The sequence below is a fragment of the Ralstonia sp. GX3-BWBA genome (genome assembly GCF_003290055.1).
GTDB classification, from domain to species: Bacteria; Pseudomonadota; Gammaproteobacteria; order Burkholderiales; family Burkholderiaceae; genus Ralstonia; species Ralstonia holmesii.
Window position 1 is genome coordinate 703,190 of record NZ_QMKS01000009.1, and the last position, 15,260, is coordinate 718,449.

The 15,260-nt window shown below is 64.2% G+C and carries 15 protein-coding genes; 4 read left to right on the plus strand and 11 right to left on the minus strand.

The window, feature by feature from the left end:
* Positions 1-131: 131 nt before the first annotated feature.
* Positions 132-752: a fimbria/pilus periplasmic chaperone gene (locus DOD19_RS10875; protein WP_239497986.1), complete on the minus strand. Its 621-nt coding sequence runs from the start codon at positions 750-752 to the stop codon at positions 132-134.
* On the opposite strand from DOD19_RS10875, the gene DOD19_RS27885 reads away from it, so the two are divergent.
* Positions 739-975, plus strand: coding sequence for a hypothetical protein (locus tag DOD19_RS27885; RefSeq protein WP_235193170.1), 237 nt, complete (start codon positions 739-741; stop codon positions 973-975). The genes DOD19_RS10875 and DOD19_RS27885 overlap by 14 nt on opposite strands.
* Here DOD19_RS27885 and DOD19_RS10880 read toward each other — a convergent pair.
* From DOD19_RS10880 to DOD19_RS10895, 4 genes are all read right to left on the minus strand, one after another.
* Positions 966-1,553 (minus strand): fimbrial protein, encoded by a 588-nt coding sequence (locus DOD19_RS10880; RefSeq protein WP_112185457.1) that lies wholly within the window; start codon positions 1,551-1,553, stop codon positions 966-968. The two genes, DOD19_RS27885 and DOD19_RS10880, sit on opposite strands and share 10 nt — an antisense overlap.
* A 342-nt stretch (positions 1,554-1,895) precedes the next feature.
* Positions 1,896-4,352 (minus strand): ATP-binding protein, encoded by a 2,457-nt coding sequence (locus tag DOD19_RS10885; protein ID WP_204360052.1) that lies wholly within the window; start codon positions 4,350-4,352, stop codon positions 1,896-1,898.
* 89 nt (positions 4,353-4,441) lie between these two features.
* Complete coding sequence (gene rrtA, locus DOD19_RS10890) at positions 4,442-5,038, minus strand: rhombosortase (protein WP_239497987.1); 597 nt, start codon at positions 5,036-5,038, stop codon at positions 4,442-4,444.
* Positions 5,026-7,482 carry an ExeM/NucH family extracellular endonuclease gene (locus DOD19_RS10895; RefSeq protein WP_112185459.1) on the minus strand — a complete coding sequence of 819 codons (2,457 nt, stop codon included), beginning with the start codon at positions 7,480-7,482 and terminating at the stop codon, positions 5,026-5,028. Before DOD19_RS10895 ends, rrtA begins: the two co-directional genes overlap by 13 nt.
* Before the next feature lie 318 nt (positions 7,483-7,800).
* Between DOD19_RS10895 and DOD19_RS10900 the strand changes: the two genes are divergently transcribed.
* Positions 7,801-8,433 (plus strand): LysE family translocator, encoded by a 633-nt coding sequence (locus tag DOD19_RS10900; RefSeq protein WP_112185461.1) that lies wholly within the window; start codon positions 7,801-7,803, stop codon positions 8,431-8,433.
* Positions 8,434-8,526: 93 nt separating this feature from the next.
* Here the strand turns inward: DOD19_RS10900 and DOD19_RS10905 are convergent, their stop codons facing one another.
* The 6 genes from DOD19_RS10905 to DOD19_RS10930 form a co-directional block, all read right to left on the minus strand.
* Entirely contained in the window at positions 8,527-8,754 is a 228-nt protein-coding gene (locus DOD19_RS10905) for a sulfurtransferase TusA family protein (protein WP_024976289.1), read from the minus strand.
* A 47-nt stretch (positions 8,755-8,801) separates the two neighbouring features.
* Positions 8,802-9,383 carry an NUDIX hydrolase gene (locus DOD19_RS10910; RefSeq protein ID WP_024976290.1) on the minus strand — a complete coding sequence of 194 codons (582 nt, stop codon included), beginning with the start codon at positions 9,381-9,383 and terminating at the stop codon, positions 8,802-8,804.
* A 14-nt stretch (positions 9,384-9,397) separates the two neighbouring features.
* On the minus strand, positions 9,398-10,444 hold the full coding sequence (locus DOD19_RS10915; protein WP_024976291.1) for a low specificity L-threonine aldolase: 1,047 nt from the start codon (positions 10,442-10,444) through the stop codon (positions 9,398-9,400).
* Positions 10,445-10,475: 31 nt separating this feature from the next.
* The gene (locus tag DOD19_RS10920) at positions 10,476-10,664 is read right to left on the minus strand and encodes a 4-oxalocrotonate tautomerase (RefSeq protein WP_004629375.1); all 189 of its coding nucleotides are present in this window, start codon (positions 10,662-10,664) and stop codon (positions 10,476-10,478) included.
* A 49-nt stretch (positions 10,665-10,713) separates the two neighbouring features.
* Positions 10,714-11,499 carry a class II aldolase/adducin family protein gene (locus DOD19_RS10925; RefSeq protein WP_112185463.1) on the minus strand — a complete coding sequence of 262 codons (786 nt, stop codon included), beginning with the start codon at positions 11,497-11,499 and terminating at the stop codon, positions 10,714-10,716.
* A 75-nt stretch (positions 11,500-11,574) separates the two neighbouring features.
* Positions 11,575-12,789 carry a YbfB/YjiJ family MFS transporter gene (locus tag DOD19_RS10930; RefSeq protein ID WP_024976293.1) on the minus strand — a complete coding sequence of 405 codons (1,215 nt, stop codon included), beginning with the start codon at positions 12,787-12,789 and terminating at the stop codon, positions 11,575-11,577.
* Between the two features lie 102 nt (positions 12,790-12,891).
* Between DOD19_RS10930 and DOD19_RS10935 the strand changes: the two genes are divergently transcribed.
* Together DOD19_RS10935 and DOD19_RS10940 are read left to right on the plus strand one after the other, a co-directional pair.
* Positions 12,892-13,800 (plus strand): LysR substrate-binding domain-containing protein, encoded by a 909-nt coding sequence (locus tag DOD19_RS10935; protein WP_112185465.1) that lies wholly within the window; start codon positions 12,892-12,894, stop codon positions 13,798-13,800.
* A gap of 75 nt (positions 13,801-13,875) precedes the next feature.
* Positions 13,876-15,255, plus strand: coding sequence for a nodulation protein NfeD (locus DOD19_RS10940; RefSeq protein ID WP_112185467.1), 1,380 nt, complete (start codon positions 13,876-13,878; stop codon positions 15,253-15,255).
* Positions 15,256-15,260 lie beyond the last annotated feature (5 nt).

A 15,260-nucleotide genomic window follows, 5' to 3' on the forward strand; every position in this document is an offset into this window, starting at 1 on the left:
CGGGCGTTTAGACATCGCAATGCTCGCTTCGGGCTTTGAGAATCGGAGGTGTCACATAGGCAAGCTCCGCTACGAAAGGGTGCGGGCTACACCAACCCATGCGGGTTGGCTGATCGAACCCACCGGCTCAATCAGTTACCGGCGGGAACCGGTTTGCTCAACTGGTTGCCGTGCAGGACGACGCGGAAGCTTTCACGGCCGCCGTAGTCGTTGATGATTTCGTAGTGCAGTTCCGGTGCGGCCGTCTGGCCACCGGGCAGCGTGATCGGCAGCGCCAGTGTCGAACCGGGCGCGATCATGTTGGCGTCCACAACGGTATGCTCCGCGCCGCCAACGCGCAGCTTGGCGTCCACCACCGTCACGTGATAGAGACTCGGATTGCTCAGACGGAGCGTGGCTTTACCTGCGTCCTGATTCAGTTGCCACTGCAGGCTTGCAGGTGCCTTCTGAGGGTCGCCCGCCAATCCAGCCGGTCGATAGAACACCTTGATGCGCTGGCGCACGGCAAGCTGCAACACGTTGTCGTTGTTGGCTGCCTGGGGAATCTCTTGCACGTTCAGCCAGAACGCAGACTCGCGATCAGACGGCATACCCACGCCCTCGTACAGCACACGCAGCAGTTGCTGCTGCTTCGCGCCCACCTTGGCCAGCGGCGGGGTGATGGCGAACGGCAATTGCGCATTGGCAGCATCATCGAGTGGGTCCAGCCAGGATTGAATGAGCGCTTCGCCGCCATCATTGCTGACCACCACGGAGCTTTCTTTGTTTTTGCCCTCGAAGATCACCCGTGTGGCATTCAAGGAAACGGCGGCGTGGCTCGCGGACGCTGCCAGCGCGCACGCCAACGCCGCGCCAGCGGCGAATCGTTTTGCTTTCATATCCGGAAGTGCCCGTGAAGAGAAAGAGGCGGCAGCGGCTAAAGCTCCGCTGCCGATTGATGCCAGCCAGATCGGCCGGCGTTTGGCTTACTCGTAGCTCAGCGTGAACGGCAGGCTTGCGTTGGCAATGCCGGGCTTGATCAGGGCAGCGTCCGGGGCCACGTATGCCGCAGCGAAACGCACGTTGATTGCACCGCCTTCTGCGGGCAGGGCGGTCTGTGCCAGGAGATTGCCGCTGCTCAGGTCGAACGCGGTTGCGCTGGCGCCCGTACCTTCGTACACGGCAATGCCCACGCCCTGGGCGAAGCCAGCAGAGGTGTTGCCGTTGTTCACGCGCAGCGTCTTCTTGTCGGCGCTCAATTCAGCCGTCTTGCCGGCAAACTTCATGCTGACCTTGGCGCCCGTCTTGCACACCACGTCGAAGTTTGCCGAGCCGGCACCGCTCGCCAGGCGCTTCGGTGCCGCCACCGTACCGATGTCGTCAGCGGCAATGGTGCCCATGTCCACGTTGATGGTGCCCGCGTCACCCGTTGCCGACGACACCTTGCAGGTGTCACTGACAATCGTGCCTTGGAAGTTGATGACGCCATCCACCGACGTGGGCGTCGTCTGTGCCATTGCAGCGGCCGACAGAGCAGACATGGCGACGCCAGCCAGGAACAGTTTTGCTTTCATTGACTTACCCTTTGATTGAATCCGGGGCACGAACGTGCCGGATTGGTCGAGAACAAATGCCTATCGAAGAAGGCAGGCGCAAGTATTCCAGCGCGATTCGCGGTGCCATATCAGACTGCTCTGAAAAGCGGTGCGAGATGGACGCAGATGTTTCGCGCGTCCTCCGCCTTGGGCATCTGACGTGCAGAGGCGATCTCGCTATGAACGCAGCGGGTCAACCGGCCAAGCCGCCGAGATGGAGACCTTGAGGCGGGACAAGGCGCCACGCTGCCGCAAGAGAGTCGGGCAGCGCATGTGGGGGGCGTCGGATCAGGACGAGGCTGCTCGCCCCCGGGAGGGAGATCAAGCGTTGGGAGTATCCGCCCCGTGCAAGGATTGGATTTCCGCCAAGAGGGCCTGCATGTCTGCGGTGATGTCGCCGGGCGAGTCCGAAAGACGCCGCTCCAACTCACTTGCCAAGCTGCGCGTCTGCAGATCGTCCACAACGGCGGCAGCACCGGAAATTCGATGAGCCGCTCGACGTGCCTGCTCAATGTTGCGATTGGCGAGGCCCTGAGCAAGCATCTCAAGATCGGTCTTCATGGTCTGCCGATAGATCGCAAGCACGTCAACCGCCGGCGCCACGTCGTGTTCCATTGACTCCGCGTTGGAGCCGGAATCGCCATGAGCACACCAGAGCTCGATCAGTTCCCGTAACGCGGCCAGACGCAATGGCTTGCCCAGAACACCGTCCATGCCGCTGTCGAAACACCGCACTCGGTGCGCGTCGTCTGTTGCAGCGGAGATGGCGACAATCGGCGTGCGCTCGCCTCCGCGCTGGCGCTCGATTTCTCGCATGCGTTGCGCGACGGTATATCCGTCAATGCCTGGCAGGTTGCAGTCGAGCAGCACCATGTCAAACGCTGCTGACGCAAACTGTTCGAGCGCCGCCTCGCCGGTGCCGGCAATGGCAGACCGGCAAGCCAGTGCGTCCAGCTGATGCTGAATCGCATGTTGCACCGCCTCGTGATCATCGACCACGAGGACAAGCGGGCCCTCTTTCGATTCCGGCGACTGCGGCTTTTGCGCCCTGGGAGACGATATCGCTGGGGCCACAGACGCCAACGACTTTCCTGCAGTCTTCGCCAACGCCGCCTCTGTATGCGCCTCGCGTGTCGGCAACATGACGGTGAACACCGTGCCGACCTCTGGGCTGCTGCTGACGGTGATCACGCCCTCCATCAGCTCGACCAGTTCGCGGCAGATCGACAAGCCCAGCCCACTGCCGCTGGCACCGCGATTGCCCGGGCTTTCCACGCGTGAATAAGGTTCGAAAATGTTCCGCTGGCGCTCCGGAGGAATGCCCATCCCCGTGTCTCTTACCTCGAGTACGAGCGTTCCGGTACCGCGTCGTTTTCCGGGCAGATAGTCGACGCGGAAAACAACCTTGCCGGCCGTGGTGAATTTGATCGCGTTCACCAGCAGATTCAAAACGATCTGCCGCACGCGCATGGCATCGATGTCCACGCTGAAGTCGGGTGCACAGGCAAGATCGAGTGACAGCGCCAGCGCCTTGTCTTCGGAGCGCCAACGCACCATGCCAAGCGTCTGCTCCGCCCAGGGTCCGATCATCGTTGGCCGGAGCGCGAGTGTCACGGTGCGGGACTCCAGGCGCGAGTATTCGAGGACATCGTCGAGCAGAGCCAAGAGTGTTTCCGATGCCGAGACGGCGGCGTCCGCACGGCTGGCTTGCTGACCGGTCAACTGCGAGCGCTGCAGCAGCTCCAGCGAAGCAAGAATGGTGTGCATCGGCGTGCGGATTTCGTGGCTGATGAACGCAAGGAACATCGCCTTGTCGCGCTCGCTGCGCACGGCAGCAATACGCGCGCGCCATAGCACATACGCCAGCACCGCAAAGGCCAGAACGACGCCCGCAACGAGGGCGACCTGCCGCCAGCGGTAATGCAGGATCGACGCGAGCGACGGCGCGCCGTAGTCGGTTGTCTCTTGCCATCGCTGCCTGATCGCGTCAGCATCGGACGCCGAAATGGCGGTCAGCGATTTATCGAGAATCGATGCAAGCACGGGATTGTCATCGCGCGTGACCATCGTCAACGCATAGGGCCGGTCCCAGATGCTGCCTGAGAGGAACAGCTGGCCCTTGAACTGCCGGTGCAGTTGCGGAACGATCGATGCGTCCGTCCCGAGTGCGGCGTCGGCATCGCCATCAACAACCGCCTGCAACGCCTCGGACTCGTTTTGAAACGTCACCAACTTCACCGGGACAGTGCTGCGGAGGATAGCGAGTTCAAGTCCGCCGCCGCCCTTGATCGCGACCCGTTTGCCGGACAATTGCGAAAAACTGGCAAACAGGTTTTCCTGCTCCGCTGTAACGATTGCGATTGTCCCGACATAGTACGGCGTACTCGCGATGAAGCCGTCCCGGTACGGTGCTACGGTTTCGTCCTTGCTCCAGTCCGGCAGCATGTCAACTTGGCCCAGCTTCAATGCAGCCATCGAGCCGTTCCAGCACGCACCGTCCACATATTCGAAACGCAGCCCGCTCAGATGGGCAACCGCGTCGAGGAACGATGGAACCATGCCGGCCGCCTTGCCGGCTTTGACAAACTCGAACGGACGCCAGTGCGCGTCGACGCACGTACGTACCACCGGATGCGCGGCAATCCAGGCATGCTCTTCCGGTGTGAATAGCGAAGTCTCGGCCGCGTGGCTGCCGGCGGACATCAAGCCAAGCCATACGCCCAAGATCAGCGCGCGCACCGCCACCGCTACATTGTTCACATCATCCCCAGTTTCCATATCGGAATCGATTGCATCGGCGCGTCGCGCTCGCGATGTTGCCGATCTTGCCAATTCAGAAGCTTAAAGCACGTCGACGGATAGGGCGCTCAGACGGATGCCCGGCACTCAATGCAAAGCAATAGCGCGCCGGCCGCCAACCCGGCCAGATGCGCAGCGGCAAGCGGCGGCGCTCCCAACCATGGCATCGCATCGGCGTTGCCAGTGTCGAGCCACTGCCAGAGCGCCCGTGCCACGAGCGCAAATAGCACGACGGCCGCAATCGGCTCATCAGGCACACGTGGCAGCAACGCGACCACGGCGAGACCGTATGCGATGCCCGAGAACCCGGCATAGTGCTGCAGCCCGGGCAGCGCGAGAAAAAGCACGAGACCGATCGACGCCGCAAGCCACAGGCAGCAGCGCCACACGCATAGCGACGCGGGAAGGATGACCGCCAGCACGATGAGACCACCGACATTGAGCAGGCAATGCGCCCAGTTGAAATGGACGAAGTGGCCGGAGATCAGCCGCCAGACTTCACCAGACGCGATAGCGGCGCGCTCGTAGCGCAGCGTGTCCGCGATCGTGACACCGCCGGCCTGCAAGGCGAGCATCAACAGCGCCGCCGCAAGGAAGCCGGGATGCACTCGCCCGCGCAACCACCACGCTGGACGGCGAAGTGTCGGGATGCTCAGGCGCGCCACGCGCGACGCCACACCAGGGCCACCACACCGCCCCCCAGCACGAGCCCGATCAGCGGATCTACCGCACCGGCGCCCGATTCCCCGGCACTGCCAGGGCCGCTACCCGTAGCAACATCGTTTTCGGGGGCAGTGCCGCCACCTGCAGCCTCCGTATTGAGCGCGAGGTCGACCAGCACCGGATCGTGATCCGACGAGCGATACGCGTCCGGCGCGTAGAAGGTCTGTTGCTGCTCGGCGCTCTTGTATGCGAATGCGTATTCCAACGCAATCGGTTCGTCGGCGTTGATGTGCCACTCGTGCACGGCGCGTACACGCTCGGCCAGGCCGGAGGTGGCAAGCGCATGGTCGATGTAGCCGGATTCGCCGCCGTAGACATAGCTGTAGGCATCCCTGCCAATGAACTTCTCCACCATGTCGGCGTATCCCCTGTCGGCAAGCAGCAAGACTGGATCTTCCTTGGCATAGCTGTTGAGGTCGCCGATGAGAAGCTTGCCTACGTCAGCCACACCGGTTGGCGAGGTCGCCAGCCAGTCGGCGATCAGACCGGCAGCACGCACCCGGGTGGGGTTCCAGCAGCTCTGGCCGTCGCCCTGGTCGGCGTCCTTACCGGTTGTGCCGGTGCAGCCCTTGGACTTCAGGTGATTGACGACCACGGTGAAGTTCTGCGCGCCGCCGATGCGTCGGAAGCTGCGCGCCAGCGGCTGGCGGTTCTTGTTGTCGATGGCAAGCGTGGCCGGCACCCCTACAGGCTCCACGGTGCGGCTGTTGTAGACGATCGCCACCGTAATCGCATCGCTGCCCAGCTTCGGCACGCCAGGATCGACATAGCGCCAGTCGGCGCCGAGCTGGCTCGTCAGGCGGCGGATGGCGCCGAGTTCACCGTAGCCGTCATTCTCGATTTCCATCAGGCCGACCACATCGGCATTGATGGCGCGGATAGCGGCGACGATCTTGGCTTCCTGGCGTTCGAACTCGGCCTGTGTCTTGGCGCCGCGGTTGGTCGGCCCATCGAAGCCGGCACCTTTGCCGTCACCGTTGAAGTAGTTCAGTACGTTGAACGAGGCGACGCGCACATCAGCTTGGGCATGGCGTGCAGGTGCACCCGCACGCGGGTTCGTGGCGGCATTGAAAGCCGGTGCGGCCGCGCCCGGCACAGGCTGCAGGCGCCAGGCGTTGTAGCGCATTTCCAGCACGCCCTGCACACCGCTCACGGTATAGCCGGCGCGCACGGAATTCGCCGCAGACAGGCCCGGCGCCGGGTAGCGCACGCTGGCAGGATTCTGCTGATTGGAACCGTCGTCAAGCACGATGCGGTTCAGGGCATTGCTTGCAGCCTGGGCCACAGCGCCGGTCCCGGGTGGGGCCACGTTGGTGGGCAATGGCAGGCGCCCGTTGCTGAGGAGCAGACTGCCATAGCGTCCGAGTTCGTACGTTTCGCTCACCGTCAGCGTCTGCGGCAGGCGCACGAGCATCCCTTCATACGCCGAGAGCGCCGTGGCATCGGCCACGGGCAGTGTCACGTCGACCGGCGTCACGCTGTTGCCGCTGGCGCAGCTTGCGATGCCGTTGGTGACCAGCGTCAATTGCGTCTGGCCGTACTTCTCCTCCACCTTGCCGACAAGGTGGAGGAGGTCACCTGCACGGGCGGTGACGCCGGGCGCGTAGACGAACAGCCCTTCCGACACGCCGGGCAGCCTTCGGCGCTGCGCGTCGGGCTGTTGCACGAAGAAGCCGTTGAACCCGTTGGTGCCGCTGTAGTCGGCCGTCACGACCGCTTCGACCTCGACGTTCTGGCCGGCCAGCGGCGAAGTTGTGCCAGCGCCCTGCACATCCGCAAGATGCGTTGCAGCGGCACCGCACACGGCAGCGGCGGGTGGCGGCGTGGCGGTGCCCTGCCCGTTGTACAGACCAAGGTCGGAGAAGTCGTCAACGTTGAACGCATCCCATTGCACGGATGGATCGAAGGCAGCGGTAGTGTTCGTGTCGCCCGCCTTCACCGTGCCTTTGCGGCGCAGCGTGTGGTCCTTGGTGCCGGCGCTGGCCGCACCCCAAAAGCCGGACGGCGGTTGATAGCCGACCTGCCCAATGCGATCGACAACGACGCCGGAACGCGTGAGCGTCAGCGCGTCGTCGCCGTTGAAGGAGAACGCCGCGGTCTGGTTGACGCGGGTGCCCAGCGCACTGGCCAGCGTGCTGTGGGCCATCACATGCACAGAGCCCGGCGCCAGCTTGCCCGAAAGCGCAAACGATGCGGTGGGCGTGCTGGCGCCATTGTTGTACTGCTCGATCTTGTAGACCGACAGATCGGCTTCTGCCCCATCAGGGTTGTAGATTTCGATGGCCTTGTTGTTCGAGCTGCCTTCTACGTACTCGCTGATAAGAACCTCAGCATGTGCAGGCAACGCCATGAACAGCACGGCGGGAAAGAGGAAATGCAGGCGCATGGGGACCAGGGGATGGGGGGGAGGAATGATCTCGGCATACCTTCAACAACGCCGATGACACACACATGGCGCGCGGTCGCCGATGGTTCAGCATTCTGTAAGCTGTCCCCTCCCCCCAGCCTGCCCGCACCAAAAAATGAAAAACCCGCGATGGCTTCCAGGCATGCGCCGCATGCGTTATCCAATGGTCGCGGTTGGCTCTCCTTGGAGGACCAATACAGAATTGCCGAAATTTGCGATTTTCTGTACCTGTCGGGCGGTTGGCGACGGGTGCTAGCCTGCAAGCTCTTCGTCCTTGCCGCTGACATCGAGCCCGCTATGCCTACCCTCACCAACCTGCTCACCTTTGCCCTGGTTGCTCTCGGCATGGTGCTGACGCCCGGCCCGAACATGATCTACCTGATCTCGCGTTCGATCTGTCAGGGGCGTAACGCCGGGTTGGTGTCGCTGGCGGGCATCGCCACCGGCTTTGTCTTCTACATGCTGTGCGCGGCGTTCGGCATCACAGCCTTGCTGATGGCCGTGCCGTTTGCCTACGATGCCCTGCGCTTTGGCGGCGCGATCTACCTGCTGTATCTGGCGTGGCAAGCCGTGCGCCCGGGTGGCCGCGCGCCATTTCAGGTGCGGGAGCTGCCGGTGGACAGCCCGCGCAAGCTGTACACGATGGGCTTGCTGACCAGCATGCTCAATCCCAAGGTGGCAGTGTTGTACCTGTCGCTGCTGCCGCAGTTCATCGAGCCGGCGCACGGCAGCGTGCTGGTGCAGTCGGTGTGCCTGGGGCTTACGCAGATCTGCGTAAGCTTGACCGTCAATTCGATGATCGCGGCCACGGCGGGCAGCATCGCTGCATTCCTCTCTCGCAAGCCGAGCTGGTTGTCGGTTCAGCGCTACCTGATGGGCACCGTGCTGACCAGCCTGGCGCTGCGCATGGCTATGGAAGCGCGCAAGTAAGCCACGCCCATTCGCGAAACGATCCGCAGCCAATGAAAACGGGGCGATCCGGCCAAACCGGATCGCCCCGTTTTCATTGAACGCGCTACCCGATCAGCGGCGGCGCATGTAGAACGTGAACACTTTGTCCTGCTCGCTGTGCTCCAGCAGCTCGTTGCCGGTTTGCTTGGCGAATGCCTGGAAGTCCCGCGTGGCGCCGGGGTCGGTAGCAAGAATCTTGAGCACGTCGCCGCTTTGCATGTCGGCAAGGGCCTTCTTCGTGCGCAGGATGGGCAGCGGGCAATTCAGGCCGCGCGCGTCGATTTCCTTCTGAAACTCCATGTCTTCCTCAGTGGTACGGGCAAGCGGCGCAGCGCCGCTCGCATCAGTTATTCCGTGATTGTAACGAGCCGTGTCGGCTGCCACTGGCGCGGCGGCGGCTCGGCGGGTTCGCCGGTGCGGATGTCGATGTAGCTGACAGGCAAGCCGCGCGCACTCAGGAAATCAGCGACGGCATAACCGGTGCCGGCCGTCCAGGGACGGACTTTCTCAAACGGCTTCAGACGGTACTCGACGAGTTCTTCCGACAGCGCGATTTCGCCATCGGCCACCACGTGGTACGCAATGATCAGCTCATTCTTGCGGATGAACTCATACACGCCGATCAGCGAGATCGACTGTGCATCGAGGTTCGTCTCTTCCTTCAGCTCGCGGGCAATGCCTTCTTCAGGCGTTTCATCTCGCTCCAGAAAGCCGGTGACGAGGGCAAACATGCCTTCGGGCCATAGCGCATTGCGCGCCAGAAACATCTGCCCGCGATACTCGACCACCGCCGCCAAGACCGGCAGCGGATTGTTCCAGTGGACGAAGCCGCAGTCCGGCACCGGACATGAGATGCGCAGGCGGCCGGCGTTGTGCTGCTCGACGAGCGGCGTGGCGCATTGGGGGCAGAAGCGGTAGTCGAAGCTCATGGCAGAGAGATGCGTTAGACAGCTTGCTCACAGGCCGTGCGGATGTCGGCGGCGAAGGCTTCCACCGTCTCGGGCTCCACATCCCACGAGCACATCAGGCGGCAGCCGCCGGCACCAATGAACGTGTAGAAACGCCAGCCGCGTGCACGCAGCGCCTCGATGGCGGGCACCGGCAACTCGGCAAACACGGCGTTCGATTCGGTCGGAAACATGATGCGCACGCCCGGCACATCGGCAATGCGCGCATGCAGAAGCTGCGCCATCGCATTGCCGTGACGCGCGTTACGCAGCCACACGTCGTTTTCAAGCAAACCCAGCCAAGGTGCCGAGATGAATCGCATCTTCGAGGCCAACTGCCCTGCCTGCTTGACGCGATAGGCAAAGTCTTCCGCCAGGCGACGATCGAAGAAGACCACGGCCTCGCCGACCGGCAGGCCGTTCTTCGTGCCGCCAAAGCACAGCACGTCCACGCCAGCGCGCCACGTGATCTCGGACGGATGCACGCCGAGCGACGCCACCGCGTTGGCAAAACGCGCGCCGTCCATGTGCACGCGCAACTGGCGACGCTTGGCAATCGCGGCAATGGCCCGCACCTCGTCCACGGTGTAGACGGTGCCGACTTCCGTCGACTGCGTCAGCGAAACGACCTTCGGCTTCGGGTAGTGGATATCCGAGCGCCGCGTAACGAGCGCTTCCACCGCGTCCGGCGTGAGCTTGCCGTTCTCGCCCTTGGCGGTCAGCAGCTTTGAGCCGTTGGAGAAAAACTCGGGGCCACCGCATTCGTCCGTTTCGATATGCGCCAGCTCGTGACAGATCACCGAGTGATACGACTGACACAGCGACGACAGCGCCAGCGAATTGGCTGCCGTGCCGTTGAAGACGAAGAAGACTTCGCAATCGGTCTCGAACAGATCGCGGATGCGGTCGCACACGCGCTGCGTCCAGGAATCATCGCCATAGGCCGGCTCATGGCCGCTGCCGTTGGCCTCCAGGAAATACTTCAGAGACTCCGGGCAGAAGCCCGCGTAGTTGTCTGAGGCGAAATGCTGCTTGGGCTGCATGGCGGGCCGGCAAATGTGAGTGGAAGACGGGTTACTTCTGTTCGGACCACAGCACGCCGCCGGTGGCCCAGTTCTCGCGCTTGATGTCGGTGATGATGATGTCGACGGCGCCCGGCGCGCAGCCCAGCGATTCGCAGGTGACGCGCGTTACCTCTTCGACGAGCTTCCGCTTCTGCTCAACGCTGCGGCCCTCGAACATCTCGATATGGAAAGTCGGCATGGGGTGTCTCCGTTTTGATGAGTGGCTTGGACCAGTCTCGTCAGTTGTGTCAGTCGCGATACGAAGCGTCGATTTTATCCAGTTTGCGCAAGAGCGCCGGCCACTCGATCACGCCTTCAATCGCGCCGCCATCTTCGAGATGTTCCGCCGCGCGATCGGCCACTTGCGGCGCGGGCAAGACGACCTCGCCGCCGGCCAGCGCCTGGATCTGGATCTCGCATGCCTTGATGAGTGTGGCCATCAGCACGTGCGCCTCGGCCACGGTACGGCCGACGGTGAGCGTGCCGTGATTGCGCAGCAACATGGCGAAATGGCTGCCGAGCGATGCGGTAAGGCGGCCGCCCTCTTCCGGCGTAAAGGCAAGCCCTTCGTAATCGTGATACGCAATGCGCCGGTGAAACCGCAGCGCATGCTGTGACAACGGCAGCAGCCCGTGCTTTTGCGCCGACACGGCAATGCCGGCCGTGTTATGCAGATGGATCACGCACTGCGCGTCGGGCCGGGCGGCGTGCACGGCGGCGTGCAATGCGAAGCCCGTCACGTTGACGGACGGACGCGTAGCTGCGTCGGGCCAATCGCCGACAAGCTGGCCGCGGCCATTGATCTTGACCAGGTTGGATGCGGTGATCTCGTCGAACGCGAGGCCGAACGCGTTGATCAGGAAGTGATCAGGCTCGCCCGGCACGGTGGCCGACAGGTGGGTGTAGACAAGGTCGTCCCAACCGTTGAGCGCGGCCAGGCGATATGCGGCGGCAAGATCGACGCGCACCGCGCGCTCGGCCTGGCTCATTTCGCCGCCAGACGTGACGGCATCGGGGCGCAGGGCAAAAGACATGGGGCTCCTCCAATGGAGGAGGCATTCTAGAACGGGTGCGCTGAGCGCGTTGTACACGCCTTCACATGCCGCGCATCACGCACGCGCCGGTGCCACGCGCTTCACCACAAGAAAGGTCGCCACGCCCGCCACGAGCGACACCGCTGCCACGGCCAGTGATGCATTGAAGCCGCCCGTGGCCGCAAACAGCCGGTTCGCAAGCGGCGGCCCGACGATCTGGCCGATGCCATACGCGGCCGTCATGAGCCCCATCAGACGCGGCACGGCATGCGGCCAGAGCCGGCGCGCCTCGCGCATGGCGAACAGCGTGATCGCCGTGAACGGCAGGCCGAGCAGCGTGCTGGAAAGCGCCAGCCCCGCCACCGTTGGCCACACGATGCTGGTAGTCACAGCAAGCGCCTGCATGGCGTAGGCCGTGGCCAGCAGCGAGCGGTTGTCGCGCGCCAGGCTGATCCGTGTGGAAAGGAACGCCCCGAGCGCCACTCCCGCACCGAACATCGGCCAGAACAGATCGGGCCAGACCGAACCCGCCGGCAGCACCTTGCGCGCGATCACGGGCAGGAACGTGGCGGTGATGATGTAGCCAAAGCCGGCCAGGCCGTAGGCGAGCGTCAGCGCGCTGGTGGGCGCATCCAGGCCGGGTGCCGTCCCGGATACAGCCGGCGCCGGAGCAGCATGCGCATGCGCTTCCGGCCGGATGGTCGACCACACCGCCGCCGAGAGCAGCGCCGACAGCACGCCAAACGCAATCCATGCCGACGTTGCGTGCCAACCCAGCGCCACCATCCCGCTGGCCGCCAAGCCCGGTATGGCGATGCCAAGACCCGGCCCGCAGAAAATGATGCCGCCGAGCGCCGCATGGCCCAGCTCGGTCAGCCGATGGAGGCACCAGCCCGCCGTAAAAACAAACACCAGCGCGCTGGCCATGCCGGCTGCAAAGCGCAGGAGAAGCCACGCCGGCTGTCCTTGCAGGACGCCCATTCCGGCGGTCAGCAGCACTGTCGCAACCAGGCCGATGCGGATGAGCCGTGCCGCGTCGCCGCGCACCGCCATGCAGGCCAGCGCGCCAACGAAATAGCCCAGGTAGTTGCCGGTGGCCAGCCAACTGCCCTGCGCCAACGTCAGGCTGCCGTCGTGAAGCATCATCGGCAGGATCGGCGTGAAGGCGAAGCGGCCGATGCCCATCGCCACGGACAGCGCCACCATGCCCGCAATCGCCACGCGCCATGCGGTGGCCCGCTGAGAACGCGCGGCGGACAAGGTAGAGGTAGACGACAGCGTGTGCTCCATGGAAAGGCCCGGATGAGGAAATCGGCACTTCATCGTACGCAAGGCCGTCCATTCTGAAAAATGAATTATATTGAACAAACCCATTAGCATTTGAGATACATCATGGATCTGCCCTCGCTTGAGATCTTTCGGACGGTGGTGCGGGAAGGCGGCGTCACGCGGGCGGCCCAGCAGTTGAATCGCGTGCAGTCGAATGTGACGACACGCATCCGCCAGCTCGAGACCTCGCTGGGCGTGCAACTGTTCGTGCGCGAGAGCAAGCGCATGGTGCTCACGCCCGCCGGTCAGACCTTGCTGACCTACGCCGACGACATCCTCCGCCTGGCCGCAGAAGCACGCCAAGCCGTGCAGCCGCGCGAGCCGCACGGGCGCCTGCGCATCGCCTCGATGGAAAGCACGGCGGCAAGCCGGCTTCCGGCCCTGCTGGCCACGCTGCATCAGCGCTGGCCGCGCGTGCAACTCGAACTGGTAACGATGACCACGCGCCAGTCCCTCCAGGCGCTGTCCAACTTTGAAGTCGATTGCGCGTTCGTTGCCGAAACGGCGTGCCTGAACAACACGCGCGCCGCCATGACGACGCTGCCGGCCTTTGCGGAAGAGCTGGTGCTGATTGCGCACCGCGCCCATCCGCCAATCCGCCGCGCTGTGGACGTGCAGACCGCCGGCATGCTCGCGTTCGAACCCGGCTGCGCCTATCGGCAATTGATCGAAGACTGGTTCGCCGCAGATGGCATGGTGCCGTCCCGGGTGCTGGAGCTTGGCTCGTATCACGCCATCATCGCGTGCGCGGCGGCCGGCATTGGCGTGGCGCTGGTGCCCCGCTCGGTGCTTGAGCTGTATACGAATGCCCCGGAAATCAGCATCCACGCGCTGGGTAAGCCTGGCCGTGTCGACACGCTGCTCGCCTGGCACCGCGACATGGCAGGGCCCGCCCTACAGGCGCTGGTTCAGTTGCTGAGCGAGCCAAAACCAGCGCCAAGCGCACCCACGCGCGAGGCCATTGCCGCCTAAACTGAAAGCGGATATCGGGACCGTGCCGCAGGTCTGATCAGGCAAAAACCGCGGCAATCACGGACGGAGGCGCGAATGCGGCCGTCGTTGCGGATGCGGCGTTGGATAGGATGGTTGGCAGCGGTCATCGCCGCGGTCTGGACCAGCCTTGCCGTGGCAGCCGCGCCGGTCGTGGTGTTGCCGGTCACCGGTGCCATCGGGCCAGCCAGCGCAGCCTATGTGATCCGCGGCCTGCAACAGGCGCGCGATCAAGGTGCGCAGCTTGTTGTGCTGCAAATGGATACGCCCGGCGGCCTCGATGCGTCGATGCGCCAGATCATTCAGGCCATCCTTGCGTCGCCCGTGCCGGTGGCAGGCTACGTGGCCCCCGGCGGCGCGCGGGCAGCGAGCGCGGGCACCTACATCCTCTATGCATGCCACGTTGCGGCGATGGCGCCCGCCACGAACCTGGGTGCGGCGTCTCCCGTGGCGATCGGCATGGGCGGCCACGCTCCCGGCCCCGGCGACAGTGCCAAACCGGCCAGCGCGCCAATCGTCTCTTCCAGCAACGAAGACACCCTCGCCCGCAAGCAGATGCACGACGCGGCGGCGTACATCCGCGGGCTGGCGCAACTGCGTGGTCGCAATGCGGAATGGGCCGAGCGCGCCGTGCGTGAAGCCGTGAGCCTCGACGCGCCCGAAGCCGCGAGCCAGCACGTGATCGATCTTGTTGCGGCAAACCTCCCTGATCTGCTCAAGCAAGTCGACGGCCGCGCGGTGCGCACGTCCGCCGGCGTGGTCACGCTGCATACGGCAGAGGCCACGATCGTCACGCTGGAGCCGGACTGGCGCAACCACTTCCTCGGTGTCATTACCGATCCAAGCCTGGCGCTGTTGCTGCTGACGGTGGGCGTGTACGCACTCATCTTCGAGTTCTCGACGCCGGGCATGGTTGTGCCGGGCATCCTCGGCGCAGTGTGCATCGTGGTGGCGCTCTACGGGTTGCAGATGCTGCCGATCAACTACGCGGGGCTTGCCCTCATCGCACTCGGCCTAGGTTGCATGGTTGCTGAAGCATTCCTGCCGACGTTCGGCGCGCTCGGCGTGGGCGGCATCGTTGCGTTCGTGCTGGGCGCGGTGATGCTGATCGACACGCAAACGCCGGGCTTTGGCGTACCGCTGCCCTTGATCGTATCGATGGCGTTCGTGAGCCTGGCGGTGATCCTGCTGCTCTCGAGCATGGCTCTGCGGGCACGGCGGCGCCCGAACGTGGCCGGTGGCGACATCCTCATCGGCATGACCGGCGAATTGCTGGAGCTGGACCCGACCGACCCAAACGACCCGGCCGCCGGCTGGGCACAAGTGCATGGCGAGCGCTGGCGCGTGCACTGCGACGGGCCCCTCGCACGCGGCGACCGTGTGCGCGTGACGGCGCGGCACGGCCTGACGCTGAACGTCGTCCCGGCGTCATTCTGAGGAGA

What these genes read in the sequence shown, in the direction of transcription:
- DOD19_RS10915 (WP_024976291.1), bottom strand. Translation starts at nt 10,444, where the DNA reads ATGCAGCCCAAGCAGCATTTCGCCTCAGACAACTACGCGGGCTTCTGC.
- DOD19_RS10930 (WP_024976293.1), bottom strand. Translation starts at nt 12,789, where the DNA reads ATGGAGCACACGCTGTCGTCTACCTCTACCTTGTCCGCCGCGCGTTCT.
- DOD19_RS10900 (WP_112185461.1), top strand. Translation starts at nt 7,801, where the DNA reads ATGCCTACCCTCACCAACCTGCTCACCTTTGCCCTGGTTGCTCTCGGC.
- DOD19_RS10925 (WP_112185463.1), bottom strand. Translation starts at nt 11,499, where the DNA reads ATGTCTTTTGCCCTGCGCCCCGATGCCGTCACGTCTGGCGGCGAAATG.
- DOD19_RS10935 (WP_112185465.1), top strand. Translation starts at nt 12,892, where the DNA reads ATGGATCTGCCCTCGCTTGAGATCTTTCGGACGGTGGTGCGGGAAGGC.
- DOD19_RS10910 (WP_024976290.1), bottom strand. Translation starts at nt 9,383, where the DNA reads ATGAGCTTCGACTACCGCTTCTGCCCCCAATGCGCCACGCCGCTCGTC.
- DOD19_RS10885 (WP_204360052.1), bottom strand. Translation starts at nt 4,352, where the DNA reads ATGGAAACTGGGGATGATGTGAACAATGTAGCGGTGGCGGTGCGCGCG.
- DOD19_RS10940 (WP_112185467.1), top strand. Translation starts at nt 13,876, where the DNA reads ATGCGGCCGTCGTTGCGGATGCGGCGTTGGATAGGATGGTTGGCAGCG.
- DOD19_RS10905 (WP_024976289.1), bottom strand. Translation starts at nt 8,754, where the DNA reads ATGGAGTTTCAGAAGGAAATCGACGCGCGCGGCCTGAATTGCCCGCTG.
- DOD19_RS10880 (WP_112185457.1), bottom strand. Translation starts at nt 1,553, where the DNA reads ATGAAAGCAAAACTGTTCCTGGCTGGCGTCGCCATGTCTGCTCTGTCG.
- DOD19_RS10895 (WP_112185459.1), bottom strand. Translation starts at nt 7,482, where the DNA reads ATGCGCCTGCATTTCCTCTTTCCCGCCGTGCTGTTCATGGCGTTGCCT.
- DOD19_RS10920 (WP_004629375.1), bottom strand. Translation starts at nt 10,664, where the DNA reads ATGCCGACTTTCCATATCGAGATGTTCGAGGGCCGCAGCGTTGAGCAG.